Origin of the sequence: Janthinobacterium sp. PSPC3-1 (assembly GCF_049896105.1) — a bacterium.
Classification (GTDB): domain Bacteria; phylum Pseudomonadota; class Gammaproteobacteria; order Burkholderiales; family Burkholderiaceae_D; genus Janthinobacterium.
Genome location: NZ_JAFCTQ010000007.1, coordinates 185338 through 203623, shown reverse-complemented (window position 1 = coordinate 203623; position 18286 = coordinate 185338). Strand labels below are relative to the sequence as shown.

Genomic DNA, 18286 nt, shown 5'->3' with positions numbered 1-18286 from the left:
TTATCGAATCAATACTGCCGGCCATGTGCCTGACCGTTGTTCGCTTTGTAAGCGAGCCAGCTGGATTGCCCTGGACATGACCACATCAAACCATTTTAAAAGTGGCGTTGTCAATGTTGTACAAAACTAAATTCAACAAAGAAACAACACTTTCTTCACGGTGAAATATTTCGATTTCCATACCAAAAGAACGTTGTTATTCTTCAATGCAGAAAGGCGTGCCATTCTTCGGTGCAATGGCCTCGCCGCCGCATGGCGCAATGCGCTTTTCCGGTGCATTCGGTGTTAAAACTCTGCAAATACCGGCCACGCCAGTGCCGGCCGCAAAAAACACGGCCGATTGCGCAGAAAAAAACGGTTTATTTCGTTTCCCTGTTTTTCCTGGCGCACCAATCTGGCGCATTTCGCCACCCGCGCCTTTCCCACTCTGAAAGCGCCGCCGCGCATCGCTACCGCCTCGTTTATAATTTCGGCATATTTGCAGATTTTTTTGTCCGACAGGACTGTTCTGCGCTTTTTCACCGAATATCTTGCAGATTGCGATTCCCATCATGTCCACCATCCGTATCAATTCCGCCGCCGACATCGAAGGCATGCGCGTCGCCGGCAAACTGGGCGCCGAAGTGCTCGACTACATCACGCCATTCGTCAAGGTCGGCGTCACCACCGGCGAACTGGACCGCCTGTGCCATGAATACATGGTCAATGTGCAGGGCACCATCCCGGCTCCGCTCAATTACTGCCCGCCCGGCTACACGCCCTATCCGAAGGCCATTTGCACCTCCGTCAACGACGTGATATGCCACGGCATTCCCGGCGACAAGGTGCTCAAAAGCGGCGACTCGGTCAACCTCGACATCACCGTCATCAAGGATGGCTACCACGGCGACAACAGCCGCATGTTCCTGCTCGGCACGCCGACCATCCTCGCCAAGCGCCTGGCGGAAATCACCTATGAATGCATGTGGCTGGGAATCGACCAGATCAAGCCGGGTGCGCACCTGGGCGATATCGGCCATGCGATCCAGCAGCACGCGGAAAAAGCCGGCTACAGCGTGGTGCGCGAATTTTGCGGCCACGGCATCGGCACGGTGTTCCATGAAGAGCCGCAGGTCCTGCACTACGGCAAGCCGGGCACGCTGGAACGCCTGGAAGCGGGCATGATCTTCACGGTCGAACCGATGATCAATGCCGGCCGCCGCGAAATCCGCGAAATGAACGACGGCTGGACCATCAAGACCCGCGACCGCAGCCTGTCGGCGCAATGGGAACACACGGTGCTGGTGACGGAAACCGGCTACGAAATCCTGACCGTGTCGCCGCAGATGCCGCCGCCACCGGCCTTTATCCAGCAAAAAGCCTGATTTTCAACCCGCAGCCGCAGCAGTCACCCCAGGGCACCGATGAAAAAGCATGTACGCGAAGAGCTCAAGCAGCAACTGAAAGCCGACCGCCAGGTCGTCATCGCCGCCTTCCAGGCCGACGGCAAGCCTGAAAAACTGCTGCGCAACCTGCGCCAGAGCGTCGACGGCGTGCTGGCGCGCGCCTGGGAAGAAGCGGCCCTGCCGCCCGGCACGGCGCTGGTCGGCGTGGGCGGCTACGGCCGCGGCGAACTGTTTCCGTATTCCGACATCGACCTGCTGATCCTGCTCGGACACGCGCCCGATGCGCCCACCACGGAAAAGCTGGAAGAGCTGGTGCAGCTGCTGTGGGACCTGGGACTGGAAATCGGCCACAGCATCCGCACGGTCGACGAGTGCCTGAGCGAAGCCAGGGCCGACATCACGGTGCAGACCAGCCTGCTCGAAGCGCGCCTGGTGTGCGGCAACGAGACGCTGTTCACGCAACTGCAGGACCGCTATGCGGCGGCGATGGACCCGCAGGCGTTTTTCCAGGCCAAGACGGCGGAAATGCGCCAGCGCCACGCCAAGTACGAAGACACGGCCTTCAGCCTGGAGCCCAATTGCAAGGAAAGCCCGGGTGGCCTGCGCGATTTGCAAGTGATCTTGTGGGTCGCCAAGGCGGCCGGCCTGGCCAATTCCTGGCGCACCCTGGCCACCAGCGGGCTGATCACGCTGACGGAAGCGCGCCAGCTGATGGAAAAGGAGCGCGCCTTCAAGGATATCCGCGTGCGCCTGCACCTGCACGCGGGGCGGCGCGAAGACCGCCTGGTGTTCGACGTGCAGACGGCGATCGCCGAATCGCTGGGCTTGCAGGCGACCGGCAGCGGTCCGCACATGCGCCGCGCCAGCGAATTCCTGATGCAGCGCTATTACTGGGCCGCCAAGACGGTCACGCAACTCAATACCATCTTGCTGCAGAACATAGAGGCGCGGCTGTTCCCGCAAGACGACGTGGCCGTCGCCATCAATCCCCGTTTCAATGAAGTCAACAGCCTGATCGACATCAGCGCCGACGACACCTTCGAACGCTATCCGTCGGCGATGCTGGAAATCTTTGTCCTGATGACGGAACGCCCGGCCCTGAAGGGCATGACCTCGCGCGCCACCCGCGCGCTGTGGCACGCCCGCTTCAAGATCGACGCGCAATTCCGCCATGACCCGGCCAACCGCGCCCTGTTCCTGCGCATCATGAAAGCGCCGGTGGGCATCATCCATGCGCTGCGGCGCATGAACGAGATGAGCATTTTAGGGCGCTACCTGCCGAACTTTCGCCGCATCGTCGGCCAGATGCAGCATGACCTGTTCCATGTGTACACGGTCGACCAGCATATCCTGATGGTGGTGCGCAACATGCGCCGCTTCACGATGAGCGAACATGCGCACGAATACCCGTATTGCAGCCAGCTGATGGCCGATTTTTCGCAGCCCTGGCTGCTGTACGTGGCGGCCCTGTTCCACGATATCGCCAAGGGCCGCGGCGGCGATCACTCGAAGCTGGGTGTGGCCGACGCCACCCAGTTCTGCGAAGAACACGGCATGTCGGCGGAAGACACGGAACTGGTGGCCTTCCTGGTGGAAAACCATTTGAGCATGTCGCAAGTGGCGCAAAAGCAGGATTTGTCCGACCCCGACGTGATCGAAGCGTTCGCCAAGGTGGTCAGGGACGAGCGCCACCTGACGGCGCTGTACCTGCTGACGGTGGCCGACATCCGCGGCACCAGCCCGAAAGTGTGGAACGCCTGGAAGGGCAAGCTGCTGGAAGACCTGTACAAGGTCACCCTGCGCGTGCTGGGGGGCGAGCCGCATTCGGCCGACCGCGAACTGAAGAACCGCCAGCAGGAAGCGCTGTCGACCCTGCGCCTGTACGGCCTGCCGCCGGACGCGCACAAGAAACTCTGGCAGCAGCTCGACGTGGCGTATTTTTTGCGCCACGACGCGTCCGACATCGCCTGGCAGACGCGTTCGCTGTACGACAAGCTCGACAGCAAACTGCCGGTGGTAAAATGCCGCCTCGCGCCGATCGGCGAAGGCCTGCAGGTGGCCGTGTATGTGCCCGACCAGCCCGACTTGTTCGCGCGCATCTGCAGCTATTTCGACCGCAAGAACTTCAGCATTCTCGACGCCAAGATCCATACGACGAAGAACGGCTATGCGCTCGACACTTTCCTCGTGACGGAGCAGAGTTTTGCCAAGAGCTACCGCGACATCATCAGCCTGATCGAGCATGAACTGGGCGAACTGCTGCTGTCGCAGGCGCCGCTGCCGCCGCCCGGCAAGGGAAGGCTGTCGCGCCTGTCGCGCACCTTTCCGTTCCAGCCGACGGTCGATTTGCGGCCCGACGAACGGGGCCAGTACTACCTGCTGTCGGTGGCCGCCAACGACCGCACGGGCCTGCTGTATTCGATCGCCAATGTGCTGACCAAATACCGCGTCAACCTGCACACGGCCAAGATCATGACCCTCGGCGAGCGGGTCGAAGATGTGTTCCTGGTCGATGGCCCGGCGCTGAACAATGCCCGTAACCAGATCTTGCTGGAAACCGATTTACTCGATGCGCTGAAAGTGTAAACCTGTGCGCGTCGCTTTACCTTTACCGAAACAAAGACCATGACCGAAGAATTATTACGCCTGTCCAAACGCATGTCCGAACTGGGCTTGTCCTCCCGCCGCGAAGCCGATGAATGGATCGCCCGCGGCTGGGTGCGCGTGGACGGCAAGGTGGTGTCCGAACTGGGCAGCAAGGTGTTTCCCAGCCAGCGCATCACCGTCGAACGCCAGGCGGCCGCCGAGCAGTCCAAGCGCGTGACCGTGCTGATCAACAAGCCGGTCGGCTATGTCAGCGGCCAGGCCGAAGACGGCTACACGCCGGCCGTGGCCCTGATCAAGGCCGAGAACCGCTGGGCTGAAGACCGCAGCCCGGAACAGTTCCACCCGACCCAGTTGCGCAGCCTGGTGGCGGCGGGCCGGCTCGACATCGACTCGGTCGGCTTGCTGGTGCTGACCCAGGACGGCCGCGTGGCCAAGCAGCTGATCGGCCACGATACCGATGTCGACAAGGAATATCTGGTGCGGGTGCAATATACCAAGGGCGACAAGCTGCCTGACAGCGAACTGAAACGGCTGAACCACGGCCTGTGGCTCGACGGCAAGCCTTTGCTGCCGGCCAAGGTGCGCTGGCAAAATGACGACCAGCTGAGCTTTACCCTGCGCGAAGGCAAGAAACGCCAGATCCGCCGCATGTGCGAACTGGTCGGCCTGAAAGTGCTGGGCCTCAAGCGCGTGCGCATCGGCAAGGTCAAGCTGGGCGACCTGCCCACCGGCCAGTGGCGCTACCTGAGCGCCGACGAGCAGTTTTAAGCAGCCCCCCGGCAAGCATGGTGTTATCGACAAGTGCAATATTTACTTAGTAAATATTGCCGTAAGCCTATACACTGTTGCCCAATAGAACCTAAGAGATAGCCGTTGTGAACGATCCCATTCCCAATCCCCTGCGCAAAGGTGCGCCCAGCCTGGCCGATGTCGCCGAACCGATGGCGCCAGGCACCAAGCCGCACCACATGAGCGACCCGTGGGATATCGGTGAAACCCTGTGCAGCCTGGCCGACAATGGCGATGCCATTTCCGTGTATGCCAACGGCAGCGACGACGCCATCATGGCACGCGTGCTGTCGGTCGACGACGACCTGCCGCAATTCGTGCTGGAGTTGAACGAGGGGCAGACACTGCCGGACGGCAGCGCCACCTTTGTGTCGTGGGTGCAAAGCGCCAAGCTGCAATTCACCATCAATGGCGAATGGGAAGCCTATCCCGAGCGGCCCAACGTCTACCTGACTAATTTCCCCAGCCATTGCCTGGTGCTGGAACGGCGCGAATCGGCGCGCCTGGAAACACCGCTCGGTGTCTACTACCTGGCGGCCTTCGTGCTTGAAGGCCGGCCGTATGAACTGCAGCTGTATGACTTCTCGGCCGGCGGCATCGGCATGCGCGCCCATCCGCGCGACACGGTCGGCCTGTACGTGGGCCGCAAGCTGTCGCGCGTGCGCCTGGAATTGGGGCCGAACAAGGTCATGATCGCCGACCTGGAAATCCGCCTCTCGCGCACCTTCCGCTCGTTTTTGCTGGGCGAACAGGTACAGATCGGCTGCCGCTTCCTGAACCTGACGGACGCGATGCGCGACGAAGTGGTGGCCTTGCTCGATGCCATGGGCAGCGGGCGCAAGGTGCGCTGACACCGGCTGCAGAGACAAGAATGGCCGCTTTCAGCGGCCATTTTTCTATCCTGAGATCAATCGTCGTCGTTCGGATCGAGTTCGGGAAACATCACTTCCGTGTACCCGAACTGCGTGAAATCAACAATCCGCATCGGATACAAAATGCCATGCAGATGGTCGACTTCATGCTGCACCACCCGCGCATGGAAACCGTCGCAGTCGCGGCTGATGGCTTTGCCGAACTGGTCCACGCCTTCATAGTGCAGCTCGCTCCAGCGCGGCACGCTGCCCCGCAGGCCTGGCACCGACAGACAGCCTTCGAAGCCCTCTTCCTTGCGCTCCGACAAGGGCGTCAGCACGGGATTGATCAGCACCGTTTCCGGCACCTGCGGCGCATCGGGATAGCGCAGATTCTGCTTGAAGCCATAGATCACCAGCTGCAGGTTGACGCCGATCTGCGGCGCCGCCAGGCCCGCGCCATTGGCGGCGTGCATGGTGTCGAACATGTCGGCGATCAGGGCGTGCAGCTCGGGCGTGTCGAAGTCGCGCACCGGCTCGGCCATCCGCAGCAAGCGCGGGTCGCCCATTTTCAGAATTTCACGTACGGTCATTTCGGTTCCACGGGCGCGTTCAATTCGTCGAGGTAAGCGCGGAAGGAGGCACCGGTTTCAGGATGCTTGAGCCCCATCGCCATGGTGGCCTTCAGGTAACCCAGCTTGGAGCCGCAGTCATAGCGCTGGCCCTTGTAGCGGTAAGCCAGCACGCGCTCTTCGCGCATCAGGGCGGCGATGCCGTCGGTCAGCTGGATCTCGCCACCGGCGCCGGCGCCGATTTTTTCCAGGTGATCAAAGATGCTGCTGCTGAGCACATAGCGCCCCACCACGGCCAGGGTCGAAGGCGCTTCTTCCGGGGTCGGTTTTTCCACGATACCCGACACCAGTTCCAGATCGGGCTGGTAATGGCGCGCCGAAACGATGCCGTACTGGCGCGTATCGGCGCGCGGCACATCCTGCACCGCCAGCAGCGAACAGTTTTCATACTGATAGACGTCGGCCATTTGCGCCAGCACCGGCCGTACGCCCTCTTCCACGTCCATGAAGTCATCGGCCAGCAAGACCGCGAACGGCTCGTCGCCGACCACCGGACGCGCGCACAGCACGGCGTGGCCGAGCCCCAACGGCGCCGACTGGCGGATATAAATACAGTTGATATGCTTCGGTATCACGTTCTGCACCATGTCCAGCAACTGGCGCTTGCCGGCCGCTTCCAGTTCCGTTTCCAGCTCATAAGCCGTATCGAAATGGTCTTCGATGGCGCGCTTGTTACGGCCGGTAATGAAGATCATTTCCGTGATGCCGGCCGCAACCGCCTCTTCGACCGCATACTGGATCAGCGGCTTGTCAACGATGGGCAACATTTCTTTCGGTTGCGCCTTGGTGGCAGGCAAAAAGCGGCTGCCGAGGCCCGCGACGGGGAAAACTGCTTTTCTGATTTTTTTCATGGGTCTTCGCAATGTGTAGAGTGTCTTGAGGCTGGAGCCGGCGATTACTGCGCGAGCAAGTCCAGCAAACCCGCTTCATCCAGCAATGCCACCCCCAGTTCCTGTGCCTTGGCCAGCTTGCTGCCCGCATCGCTGCCAGCGACCACGTAGCTGGTTTTCTTCGATACGGAACCGCTGACCTTGCCACCGGCCGCTTCGATCAGCGCCGCCGCCGCATCGCGGCTCATGGTGGGCAAGGTGCCGGTGAGCACGAAAGTCTTGCCATCGAACTTGCCGCCGGCTGCTGGCTGTTGTGGTAATTCTGCCAGCAATTGCTCGCGCATGCCGTTCAATTGGCGCAGCAAGTCCACGTTCGCCGGCACCTGCAGCCACGACGCCAGCGCCTCGGCCACGCCGGCCGGCAAGCCGGCCTGGAAACCACCGCCCTGTTCGGCCAGGCTGGCCAGGGTGGCGCCGCGCTCGACCAGCTGCCGGCTGCGCGGCTCGGTCAGCTTGGGGATGCCGATGGCGGCCAGCAGCTTGACCAGGTCGAGCTGCTCGCGCAGCTTGGCGCTGGGCGCGTGTTCGCCTTGCGGCGTGACACCGGCGTCGAGCAAGGCCTGCAAGGCTTGCTGGTTTTTGTCTTCCGCAAAAAAATCGGCAATCGACTCGGCCACCGTGCCGCCGATATCGGGCAGCACGCGCAGCAGCGCGGCCGGGGCATGGCGCACGCGCTCCAGGCTGCCCAGCCATTCGGCCAGGGTCTTGGCGGTCGATTCACCCACGTGGCGTATGCCCAGCGCAAACAAAAAGCGTTCCAGTGGCGGGCGCTTGCTGGCCTCGATGCCGGCCAGCAGGTTTTCCGCCCATTTGGTGGGGATTTTTCCTTGCTGCACGGTCTCCGGCGTGGAACCGTCGCGCTCGTCGGCGCGCACCTTCATTTCCAGCAGTTTTTCCAGGCTCAAGCCATACAGATCGGCCAGGCTGTGCACATAATCGAGTTCGACCAGGGTGTCGATATAGCGTTCGCCCAGGCCCTCGATGTCCATCATGCGCCGGCCGGCGAAATGGCGGAACGCTTCCTTGCGCTGTGCCGAGCAGAACAGCCCGCCCGAACAGCGCGCGATCGCCTCGCCCTCTTCGCGCACCACGTGCGAGCCGCACACGGGACAGGTATCACGCATCACGAAAGCAACCGTGCCTTCCGGGCGCTTGTCGGGCACCATCGCCAGCACTTCGGGGATCACGTCGCCGGCGCGGCGCACGATGACGGTATCGCCAACACGAATATCCTTGCGCTGCACCTCGCCCTCATTGTGCAAGGTGGCGTTGGTCACCGTCACGCCGCCCACCGAGACAGGCGCCAGGCGCGCCACCGGCGTCATCGCGCCCGTGCGGCCGACCTGGATATCGATGCCCTGCACCACCGTCAGCGCTTCTTCGGCCGGGAATTTGTGCGCCAGCGCAAAGCGCGGCGCGCGCGACACGAAACCGAGTTCGAGCTGGTCTTCGGTGGCGTCGACCTTGTACACCACGCCGTCGATTTCATACGGCAGGCCGGGACGGCGCTGGCCGATATCCTTGAAATAGCCAAACAGGCCCTGCGCGCCGCGCACCACCTTGCGCTCTTTCGACACGGGAATACCGAGCGTCACATACCAGTCCAGCAGCGCCGAGTGCGAGGCCGGCATGGCGGCCCCTTCCAGGGCGCCGATGCCGTAGGCATAGAAGCGCAGCTTGCGGCGCGCCGTGATGCGCGCATCGAGCTGGCGCAGGCTGCCGGCCGCAGCATTGCGCGGATTGGCAAATTCCTTCTGGCCTGCTTCGCGCTGGCGCTCGTTCAGGCGGGCAAAGTCACTCTTGAACATCATCACTTCGCCGCGCACGTCGAGCAAGGCGGGAACCTGATCGCCATGCAGGCGCAGCGGGATGCCGCCGATGGTGCGGATATTGGCCGTCACGTCTTCGCCGGTGGCGCCGTCGCCACGCGTGGCGGCTTGAACGAACAGACCGTTCTCATAGCGCAGGTTGATCGCCAGGCCATCGAATTTGACTTCGGCCGCGTAGTCGACCTCGGCGCCGTCGTGGTCCAGCCCTTCGCGCACGCGGCGGTCGAAGTTGACGATGTCATCGTCCGAAAAGCCATTATTCAAGGACAGCATCGGCACCGCGTGCGTCACCTGTTCAAAATAAGGCAGCGGCGCCGCGCCCACGCGCAAGGTGGGCGAATCGGGCGCGCGCAGCTCGGGATGCGCCGCTTCCAGCGTCTGCAACTCGATAAAGAGCTGGTCGTAGACGGCGTCGGGGATGGTGGGATTGTCGAGCACGTGGTAAGCGTGCAAGTGCTGGTTCAGTTCGGCAGTCAGCGCCAGCACGCGCGCGCTGGCATCCGTGGTGATATCGGTCATCGCTACCCGCTTCTCAGCTGAACAGGCGCAAGGCGCGGGTGGAGCCGGCCGGAATATCGGCCGCTTCCATTTCCTGGTAAAACTCCTGCACCTGGCCGGCGATCTCGGCCAGCGCCGCGTCGGACAGGGCCTGGTTGTAATCGTCGACGATGGTCGCGTCCAGGCGGCCCACCAGCGAACGGGCGCAGGCGACCATGGCGCCAAAGCCGTCGCGCGCCGGCGCCACGCAAGGCACGTCGAGCAGCAGGGTCAATCGTGGCGTGGTTTCCTCGGCCAGGGTGACATTGGTCGACAGCGAGAACAGATGGCCGCCCTGGCCGTCCGGCATCACGAAGCGGCCGTCCGGGCGCACGTCGAAGCCCTGCTTTTCCAGCGCCACCAGCAAGGTGGAAATCGCCCATGGCGCACCATTGGTGTGCAGGTTCACGCCCAACTGGGCGTCGTGGCCGGCCACGAAACGGTGCAGATTGCGCGCTTCGGCCATCACTTCCATCATGTCGGGCACTTCCGGCTCGGCGCCGATATCGTCGGCCACCACGCGCAGACGCGTGACCAGTTCCGAGTATTCCAGTTCGTTCAGGGCCGTGGTGCGGCTGGCCAGCTGCACCCCGCCCTGCATTTTCGTATACACACCGCCGTGCGTGATCGGTTCCCAGTCGCCATTGACGTGCAGGCCGATGAAGTGCACCGGCTTGTTGCCGACCAGGCGCAAGGTTTGCAGCACCGGCAGGACCTTTTCGCCGCGCACCGGCGCCTCCAGCGACAGCGGCAGCAGGCAATCGATCAGCGGATCGACCAGGCTGGTGGCCAGTTCGCTGGCGGCGCTGACCTCCTGCGACGGCGATGGCACCGCTTCGAGGCCATAGGCGGTATCGCTCTGGCCCACCTCATCGGCAAACACGGCCGGTGCTGAAGGTGCGGCGCCAAACGAGGGCTCGGTCTTGGCGTTCGGTGCCGGGGCGGGCGTGGGGTCGAAGCGCGGTTCCTGGCGCAACACGGGTTCGGCCGGCGCGCCAGGCGAACCGGCAGGCGCCTCGCCTTCGCGCATCAGCACGTCGTCGTGGTCGGTGGAAAAGGCGCGCTCGACGCTTTTCTTGGCCTTGTATTCCTGCCATTTATTGTAGGAAAACACGGCGACGATAAAGACGCCACCGGCGCCGAACAAGGTAATTTGAAGGTCTGTCATGCTGCTTGTGCCTCGGTAGCAAAATTTGCGGCGGACTCCATGTCCACCGCCACGATGCGCGATACGCCCTGCTCCTGCATCGTCACACCGATCAATTGATGGGCCATTTCCATCGCAATCTTGTTATGCGAAATGAAAAGGAATTGGGTCTGGTCGGACATGCGCTTGACCATGCGGCAAAAGCGTTCCGTGTTCGAATCGTCCAGCGGCGCATCGACTTCGTCGAGCAGGCAGAACGGCGCCGGGTTCAGGCGGAACATGGAAAACACCAGTGCGGTCGCGGTCAGCGCTTTCTCTCCACCTGACAGCAGGTGGATGGTGGCATTTTTCTTGCCGGGAGGCTGCGCCATTACTTGTACACCGGAATCGAGAATTTCGTCGCCCGTCATGGTCAGCCTGGCTTGCCCGCCGCCGAACAGAATCGGGAACAGCTCCGAAAAATGGTGGTTGACCTTGTCGAACGTGTCTTGCAACAAGTCGCGCGTTTCCTTGTCGATCTTGTGGATGGCGTCTTCCAGCGTGTTGATCGCTTCGGTCAGGTCGGCGTTCTGGGCGTCGAGGAAGTTCTTGCGCTCGGACGCCTGCGCCAGCTCGTCCAGCGCCGCCAGATTCACCGCACCGAGCGCCGCAATCGCATTAGTCAGGCGCGTCACTTCGCCCTGCAAATAGGACGGCCGCATGTCCGGGTGCAGCTTTTCCGTCAGGGCCGCTTCGTCGGCTCCCGATTCCAGCAGTTGCTGGGCGAACTGTTCCTGGTTCAGGCGCGCGGCCTGTTCCTTGAGCTGCATTTCCATGATCTTGTCGCGCTGCGGCTGCAGGCTGCGCTCGGACTGCGTGCGCGCATCCTCGGACAGGCGCAGCTGCTGCGTGATCTGGTCCAGTTCATGGCGCGCGTCGGCCAGCGCTTTTTCCTGCGTGGTGCGGCGCTCGAGCAGATCCTGCAAGCCGTCATTGGCCGCGCCGCTTTCCAGGTTGGCCAGCTCCAGCTGGCCCGCCTGCAGGCTGGCCGTCACCTGCTGCGCCTGGGTGCTGGCCGTGGCGATATTGCGGCGCAGTTCCTCGATGCGGGTGCGCTGCGATTTCTCCGCGTATTCGGTGTCCTTGGCGGCGCGTTCCAGGTCGCGCAAGGCGTCGCGCGCTTCGGACAAAAGCTGCTCCTTGCGCAGGAAGTCGGTCTGGCCGTCTTCGTGCGCTTCCTGCAGATTGCCCAGCTCCATGTCGAGCTGTTCGAATTTCTCTTCCGATTCCGCCTTGATCTGCTGCTGTTCGGCTTCCTGGGCGGCGATTTCCGCCAGGTCCGCGCCGATCTGCGTGCTGCGCTGGTTGAAGCGCGCCTCGACTTCGGACAGTTTCACCACGTCCAGCTGCAGGGTATGTACCGACGAGGTCAGCTGCTGGATGCGCAGGCGCAGGTCGGACAGGTTGCGGCTCAAGCTGGCCACCGCCGCATCGGCGCGCACCGAACGGGCGCGCGCTTCTTCGGCCAGCAGTTGCTGGGCGCGCAATTGTTTACCGATATTGTCGATTTCCTGCTGGCGGCCCAGCATGCCTTCCTGTTCCGAGTCGGCCGCGTAAAAACGCACGCTGCCGGCGGTGACCACGTGGCCCGCACGGGTGACGAAATAGCCGCCCGGCGGCAGCCTGGCTCGCTCCGCCAGCGCCTCGGCCGCGTCTTCCACCGCGTAGGCATTGTGCAGCCAGTCCTGCAGCAGGCCGCGCAGGCCGGGGTCGTTCAGTTTCAGCAAATTCAAAAACGGCTTCAGGCCAGGCACGTCCGGCTGCTGTCGTTGCTCCGGCGGCACCGTCGATGGCGCATACAGGGCCAGCTTGGCCGGCGGCGCGTCGGCAAAAAAGGCCTTGGCCCAGTCGATGTTCGACAGCTGCAAGGCCGAGGTGCGCTCGCGCAGGATCGATTCCATCGCCGCTTCCCAGCCCGCTTCGATCTGCAGCTTCTGCCACAGGCGCGGCAAGGTATCGAGTTCGTGCTTTTTCAGCCAGGGCTGGACCTTGCCTTGCGTTTGCACCCGTTCCTGCAACTGCTTCAAGGCCGACAGGCGCGCTTCGAGCTGGGCATTGGCGGCGGTTTCGGCATTGACCTGGGCCTGCGCCTCGCTGCGTTCCTGCTCCAGCTTGGGCTGCTGTTCCAGTGCCTCTTCCAGGTAAAAGCCCTGCTCCTCGAGCGTCTGCTGCTTTTCCTCCAGCTGCAGTTTGAGGTTTTCCAGGTGGCTGCTGTCGGGCAGGCTGAGGCTGTTTTTTTCCTGCTGCAGGCGCTCGCGCCGCGTCAACAGGCTGTTCAAAATATTCGAGGCATTGCGCTGGTGCGCCGATTCCAGTTCCAGCTGCTGCTGCGCCTGCATGATTTTCGCGCGTGATTCCGTGCTCTTGTGCTGGGCGGCGCGCCAGGCGGCGTCCAGCTCGGGCAATTGCTCGCCCTTCTGCTCGGCCATCATCTGCGACTGCTCGACCTTGGCCGCCAGTTCTTCGAGCTGGAATTCGGCTTCCTCGATCTGTTCCTGGTACTCGCCACCCTGGCTGTTCCACTGGTCGCGCTGGGCCGTCAAGGTGGCCAGCTGCGCCTGCAGGCGCGCGCGCGATTCGATCACAAACTTGATCTGCGCTTCCAGGCTGCCGATCTCCGCATTCGTCTGGTACAGATGGCCTTGCGCCGTGTGCAGGCGGTCGCCGACGGCAAAGTGGGCCTGGCGCATCTGCTCCAAGGTCAGTTCCACGTTGCGCAGCTTGGCCGTCTGCTCTTCCAGGTCGGTCTGCGCCTGCTCGACTTCGCGGAAATAGCGCGTCTGCTCGTTCTGCGCCTCGTTCTTGCGCAGCAGCCACAGCAGCTTCTGCTTTTCTTCCTGGTCCGCCTGCAGGGCGTGGAAACGGGTGGCCACGGCCGCCTGCGCTTCGAGCTTTTCCAGGTTGGCGTTCAGTTCGCGCAGGATATCCTCCACCCGCAGCAGGTTCTCGCGCGTGTCCTGCAGCCGGTTTTCCGTCTCGCGCCGGCGTTCCTTGTATTTCGACACGCCGGCCGCTTCTTCGAGGAACACGCGCAGTTCTTCCGGGCGCGATTCGATAATGCGCGAGATCATGCCCTGGCCGATAATGGCGTAGGCCCGGGGACCGAGACCGGTGCCGAGGAAAATATCCTGGATATCGCGCCGGCGCACGGGCTGGCTGTTGATGTAATAGGTGGAAGTGCCGTCGCGCGTGAGGGTGCGCTTGACGGCGATCTCGGCGTACTGGCCCCACTGGCCCGAGGCCTTGCCGTCGTTATTGTCAAACACCAGCTCGACCGAGGCGCGCCCGGCCGGCTTGCGGTGGGTGGAGCCGTTGAAGATCACGTCCTGCATCGATTCGCCGCGCAGCTCCGACGCCTTCGATTCGCCCAGCACCCAGCGCACGGCGTCGATGATATTCGACTTGCCGCAGCCATTCGGCCCGACCACGCCCACCAGCTGGCCCGGCACCTGGAAATTGGTGGGGTCGACGAAAGACTTAAACCCCGACAACTTGATGGAAGAGAGACGCACGTGTTTTAAAGTTCCTGCCTATGCTGGCGGTAATCAGTGGTTGCAACGCGGGACCAGCCCCGCCGGTTGCCGCCATCGCAAAAAAAGTGGCCCATCATACCATTTGCCATGATTTTTCTGGCCAAAAAACCGCAGTGCCGGGTCAAGGCTCAGGGGCGGCCGGCCAGCTTCCAGTCGGCGCGTGAAAAAACCCGCTCATGCCCCGACAGGTGCAAGGCGATTTTCTGCAGCCAGTCTTCGGTCGGCATCGGCTCGGCCTTGAAGGTAATGAGCACCATCAGGCTCAGGCTGGCCAGCGCCAGCGCATGGCTGACGGCAAAATTGACGGCGCCACGCGCCTGCCACATGAAGCCGAAGGCCATCGCCAGCCCCAGCACGCAGCCGCTGACCGCTTCGGACACGCTGTGCGCCTGCACCACCACGCGCGAGATGGCCACCAGCACGGCATACGCCACGCCGAGCAGCACGCCGGCCTGACGCCAGGAGCGCGGCGCACGCTGCAGCACCACATACATCAGGGCAGGAAAGACGGCGCCGGCGCGCATGGCGTGCCCGCTGAAACCCGTGAAATCAAGACTGGCGCTGCCCAGGCCCCAGCCGATAAAGGCCAGCTTGGACAGCACCACCAGCAGCATGCCGCCGCCGTACCACAAGCTCCAGCCGAGCACCAGGCGCCACTGTTTCGATACCAGCAGCCAGACGGCGATCGCCACGCCAGCCGGCCCCAGCACCGACATGTCGGCCGTAAAAGAAATTGCATTCCACCAAGTCATCATCACTGCGCATCTTTATGATCAGGCTGCACTATGCCAGACTGGCAAGGGTCACGCCGGGCTTTTCAAGACATGGCCCGCGACTATTACATCCGATTACATTAACTCAGTATATTTCTATCAAGAAAGCAGGCCAAATCCTACATGGCGTCAAGTGGTGTTCCGATGGTCGCGCTCATGCTTGCCGCGCATCATGCCTTACCGGCACACATCAGCCAAGGGGAGCCAGGCCAGCCTGGCGACCAGGCACTGGCGCCCCTTTACCGATGCGCTCCGGTGGATGACTTTTTTCGTGACTCTTTAATTTCTCAAAGGAAATATGATGAACTCGAATCAAAAAGGCGATCAAGGCAACAAGCAATCCGCTAGCGCCCCCGCTAGCGGAAACAAGCAGTCGGGCAGCCCCAGCCAGGGCAGCAAACAGGGCGGCACCCACGAGCAGCACGTGGAAGCAGGCCGCCAAAGCCATAAAAACGATGGCAACAAGCAGTCGGGCAGCAGCGACAGCAAACAGTCGGGCAGCGGCAGCAAAAGCGGCAAATAATCACTTTCCCTAAGCTGCTTTGGCGGCGGGGATCGCATGCAACAGGGCCTGATCCGGCGTGCCGGACCAGGCCCTTTTCACAGCGTCAGATATTCGTCAGGCGCTTGCCCTTGGGAATTTCGAAATCGCGGATCGCCTCGACCATGCCCACTTCGCGCGCCTGCTCGGCCGTCAGGTGCAGGTCGGAATAGGCATGCACCAGCCACTGGTCCTCGCTCAGCGCCACATGGCCGCGCAGGATGCGCTCGGTGCGCTGGTCGTCGGCGCGCAAGCCTTCGACGATGATGCTGAGCGCGTCGGGCCGCGCACCGGGCGAGGCGGTGGCATGCGACTTGTGCACCATGAAGCGCGCCGTATCGCTGGCATAGCGCTGCTGGCCCGACAAAAACAGGGTGACGGCGATCGAGGCGACGGCGCCCGTGTTGTACGTCACGAGCTTGATCGGCAATTTGCTCAGAAAGTTGTATAGGCAGATGCCGTCGCTGACATAGCCGCCATTCGATTGGATCAGGATATGCGCGGTGGTCAGCTTGTCTTCGGTCATGTCGGCCACCGCATTGAAGACGCGGCGCACCATGTCGCTGTTGACGTCGCCGGACAAGGTAAACCAGCCGTGCTGTTCGATGCTGTTATGGGTTTCGCTCATGGCAATCACTCTTCGAAAGGACGGTGATGATGGTATTGAGCATAGCAAATTTCCGTGCCCGCCGCCGTCTTCCTGAACCCGCGCGCAACACTTCCACGCAGATACTTACACCCAGGAAATATCAGGCCGCAAGCCCTGTTTTGGTGCATGCCGGCTGGGTGTTTACAGATTGACAGAAAACCCCTGCTGGCATATATTCCCACCACTTGATCGGGAGAGGGCAAACTCGCGTTGCCGCCGAAGGGGCACTACCCAAAAACTCTCAGGCAAAAGGACCGATCAGGCGAGGCGCAACGATGGCAATGGCCATGCTGCGGCTCAACTCTGGAGAGCGACCGCGGCACTGCCGGCGGTCCACCGAAGGGGCGCACGGAGCTTTTTTCTCCGTAATCTCTCAGGTACCAAGGACAGGGGGGTGAATGTTCACGCTGGAAAGCCGTGTCGGCCAGGCCATGCTGTGTGCTGTTAACTGTACCGTTAACTCCCCTTTCACCTTCGTCCCGAGGAATCAATGACGCTCAACGCAACCCCACTCAACAACGCCCACCGTGCCAGCGGCGCCCGCATGGTCGATTTCGGCGGCTGGGACATGCCTGTCAACTATGGTTCGCAAATCGAAGAACATCACGCCGTGCGCAGCGACGCCGGCATGTTCGACGTGTCGCACATGTGCGTGGTCGATATCGAAGGCCCGAACGTGCGCGCCTTTTTGCGCGGCCTGCTGGCCAACAATGTCGACAAGCTGCAGGTGGCAGGCAAGGCGCTGTACTCGTGCATGCTGAATGCCGAAGGCACCGTCATCGATGACCTGATCGTCTACTTCTTCAACGAAAGCTGGTTCCGCCTGGTGGTCAACGCCGGTACGGCCGAAAAGGACGTGGCCTGGATGCAGCAGCAAAACACCGCCACCAACAGCGGCCTGACGATCACCGAGCGCCGCAGCGCGAACAATCCGATGGCGCTGGTCGCCGTGCAGGGCCCGAACGCGCGCGCCAGGGTATGGCAGGTACTGCCGGAAACGCAAGCAGCCTCCGAAGCGATCAAGCCCTTCAACGCCGTCATCGTCAAGGACACGCCATTTGGCGAAGTGATGCTGGCGCGTACCGGCTACACGGGCGAAGACGGTTTTGAAATCGGCGTGGCGGCAAGCCAGGTCGAAGCGCTGTGGAACGCGCTGGCGGCTGCCGGCGTGAAGCCGGCCGGCCTCGGCGCGCGCGATACCCTGCGCCTGGAAGCGGGCATGAATCTGTACGGCCAGGACATGGACGAAAGCGTCAATCCGCTCGACGCCGGCCTGGCCTGGACCATCGACCTGGTCAGCGAGCGCGACTTTATCGGCAAATCCGCTTTGGTCGCCAAAGGCCAGAACGCGCAATTCGTCGGCCTGATCCTGCGTGAAAAAGGCGGCGTGCTGCGCGCCCATCAAAAAGTCATCGTGGCTGGCAATGAAGCCGCCGGCGAGATCACCAGCGGTACTTTCAGCCCATCGATGCAGGAAGCGATCGCGCTGGCGCGCGTGCCGAACGGCGTCAATGTCGGCGACACCGTGCACGTGGAAATCCGCGGCAAGCAACTGGCCGCGTCGGTAGTCAAGCTGCCTTTCGTGCGCAACGGTAAAATCCTGGTTGCGTAAGCGGCTAGAGGCGCCCGCAAGACCGATCAAACATCATCAACAATCAAACATTTACCATCTGGAGCCACACATGAACATTCCTGCAGACCTGAAGTACACCGCCTCCCACGAATGGGTACGCCTGGAAGCGGACGGCACGGCCACCGTCGGCATTACCGAGTACGCACAGGATGCACTGGGCGATATCGTGTTCGTCGAACTGCCTGACGTCGGCGCCACCTTCAACGCCGGCGACGACGCCGCCGTGGTGGAATCGGTCAAGGCCGCCAGCGACATCTACGCGCCAGTCGCCGGCGAAGTCACGGCCGTCAACGACGACGTCGTCAACGCGCCGGAATCGATCAACGCCGACGCCTACGCCAACTGGCTGTTCAAGATCAAGCCAGCCGACGTGTCGTCGCTGGACGGCCTGCTGGACGCCGCCGCGTACGGCGCCGCCACCGGCGAGTAATCACGCTTGACCACGGGCCGC

15 protein-coding genes and 2 riboswitches are annotated in these 18286 nt (G+C 62.4%); of the genes, 7 read left to right on the top strand and 8 right to left on the bottom strand.

Going from position 1 to position 18286, the window contains the following annotated elements:
• Nucleotides 1-196: 196 nt before the first annotated feature.
• Complete coding sequence (locus ACP7B7_RS10570) at nt 197-553, bottom strand: hypothetical protein (protein WP_426076651.1); 357 nt, start codon at nt 551-553, stop codon at nt 197-199.
• Here ACP7B7_RS10570 and map point away from each other — a divergent pair.
• The 4 genes from map to ACP7B7_RS10550 all read left to right on the top strand — a co-directional run bounded on the left by map (nt 552) and on the right by ACP7B7_RS10550 (nt 5632).
• Nucleotides 552-1364 carry a type I methionyl aminopeptidase gene (gene map / locus ACP7B7_RS10565; RefSeq protein ID WP_308920495.1) on the top strand — a complete coding sequence of 271 codons (813 nt, stop codon included), beginning with the start codon at nt 552-554 and terminating at the stop codon, nt 1362-1364. The genes ACP7B7_RS10570 and map overlap by 2 nt on opposite strands.
• Nucleotides 1365-1403: 39 nt before the next feature.
• Complete coding sequence (locus ACP7B7_RS10560; RefSeq protein WP_426076650.1) at nt 1404-3971, top strand: [protein-PII] uridylyltransferase; 2568 nt, start codon at nt 1404-1406, stop codon at nt 3969-3971.
• Nucleotides 3972-4010: 39 nt separating this feature from the next.
• A complete protein-coding gene (locus ACP7B7_RS10555; RefSeq protein ID WP_308920493.1) occupies nt 4011-4760 on the top strand; it encodes a pseudouridine synthase in 750 nt (249 codons plus the stop codon).
• Between the two features lie 107 nt (nt 4761-4867).
• A complete protein-coding gene (locus tag ACP7B7_RS10550; RefSeq protein WP_426076649.1) occupies nt 4868-5632 on the top strand; it encodes a flagellar brake protein in 765 nt (254 codons plus the stop codon).
• A 56-nt stretch (nt 5633-5688) separates the two neighbouring features.
• On the opposite strand, the gene def is transcribed toward ACP7B7_RS10550, so the two are convergent.
• From def to ACP7B7_RS10520, 6 genes are all read right to left on the bottom strand, one after another.
• A complete protein-coding gene (def, locus tag ACP7B7_RS10545) occupies nt 5689-6225 on the bottom strand; it encodes a peptide deformylase (protein ID WP_308920491.1) in 537 nt (178 codons plus the stop codon).
• A complete protein-coding gene (galU, locus tag ACP7B7_RS10540; protein ID WP_308920490.1) occupies nt 6222-7115 on the bottom strand; it encodes a UTP--glucose-1-phosphate uridylyltransferase GalU in 894 nt (297 codons plus the stop codon). The genes def and galU overlap by 4 nt, the downstream gene beginning before the upstream one ends.
• A 44-nt stretch (nt 7116-7159) precedes the next feature.
• Nucleotides 7160-9502, bottom strand: coding sequence for an NAD-dependent DNA ligase LigA (gene ligA / locus ACP7B7_RS10535; protein ID WP_426076648.1), 2343 nt, complete (start codon nt 9500-9502; stop codon nt 7160-7162).
• Nucleotides 9503-9515: 13 nt separating this feature from the next.
• The gene (locus ACP7B7_RS10530; RefSeq protein ID WP_426076647.1) at nt 9516-10688 is read right to left on the bottom strand and encodes a cell division protein ZipA C-terminal FtsZ-binding domain-containing protein; all 1173 of its coding nucleotides are present in this window, start codon (nt 10686-10688) and stop codon (nt 9516-9518) included.
• Nucleotides 10685-14218 carry a chromosome segregation protein SMC gene (smc, locus tag ACP7B7_RS10525; RefSeq protein WP_426076646.1) on the bottom strand — a complete coding sequence of 1178 codons (3534 nt, stop codon included), beginning with the start codon at nt 14216-14218 and terminating at the stop codon, nt 10685-10687. The genes ACP7B7_RS10530 and smc overlap by 4 nt, the downstream gene beginning before the upstream one ends.
• A 149-nt stretch (nt 14219-14367) precedes the next feature.
• Nucleotides 14368-14994, bottom strand: a complete 627-nt coding sequence (locus ACP7B7_RS10520) for a phosphatase PAP2 family protein (protein ID WP_426076645.1) — start codon at nt 14992-14994, stop codon at nt 14368-14370.
• Nucleotides 14995-15313: 319 nt separating this feature from the next.
• On the opposite strand from ACP7B7_RS10520, the gene ACP7B7_RS10515 reads away from it, so the two are divergent.
• On the top strand, nt 15314-15535 hold the full coding sequence (locus ACP7B7_RS10515; protein ID WP_308920486.1) for a hypothetical protein: 222 nt from the start codon (nt 15314-15316) through the stop codon (nt 15533-15535).
• 85 nt (nt 15536-15620) lie between these two features.
• Here ACP7B7_RS10515 and ACP7B7_RS10510 read toward each other — a convergent pair whose 3' ends face one another.
• A complete protein-coding gene (locus ACP7B7_RS10510) occupies nt 15621-16181 on the bottom strand; it encodes an ATP-dependent Clp protease proteolytic subunit (RefSeq protein WP_308920485.1) in 561 nt (186 codons plus the stop codon).
• Nucleotides 16182-16382: 201 nt separating this feature from the next.
• A riboswitch (glycine riboswitch) is annotated at nt 16383-16469 on the top strand.
• A gap of 26 nt (nt 16470-16495) precedes the next feature.
• Nucleotides 16496-16602: riboswitch (glycine riboswitch) on the top strand.
• Nucleotides 16603-16692: 90 nt separating this feature from the next.
• On the opposite strand from ACP7B7_RS10510, the gene gcvT reads away from it, so the two are divergent.
• The gene (gene gcvT, locus ACP7B7_RS10505) at nt 16693-17814 is read left to right on the top strand and encodes a glycine cleavage system aminomethyltransferase GcvT (protein ID WP_426076644.1); all 1122 of its coding nucleotides are present in this window, start codon (nt 16693-16695) and stop codon (nt 17812-17814) included.
• A gap of 70 nt (nt 17815-17884) precedes the next feature.
• A complete protein-coding gene (gcvH, locus tag ACP7B7_RS10500) occupies nt 17885-18265 on the top strand; it encodes a glycine cleavage system protein GcvH (RefSeq protein ID WP_308920483.1) in 381 nt (126 codons plus the stop codon).
• Nucleotides 18266-18286: the final 21 nt, after the last annotated feature.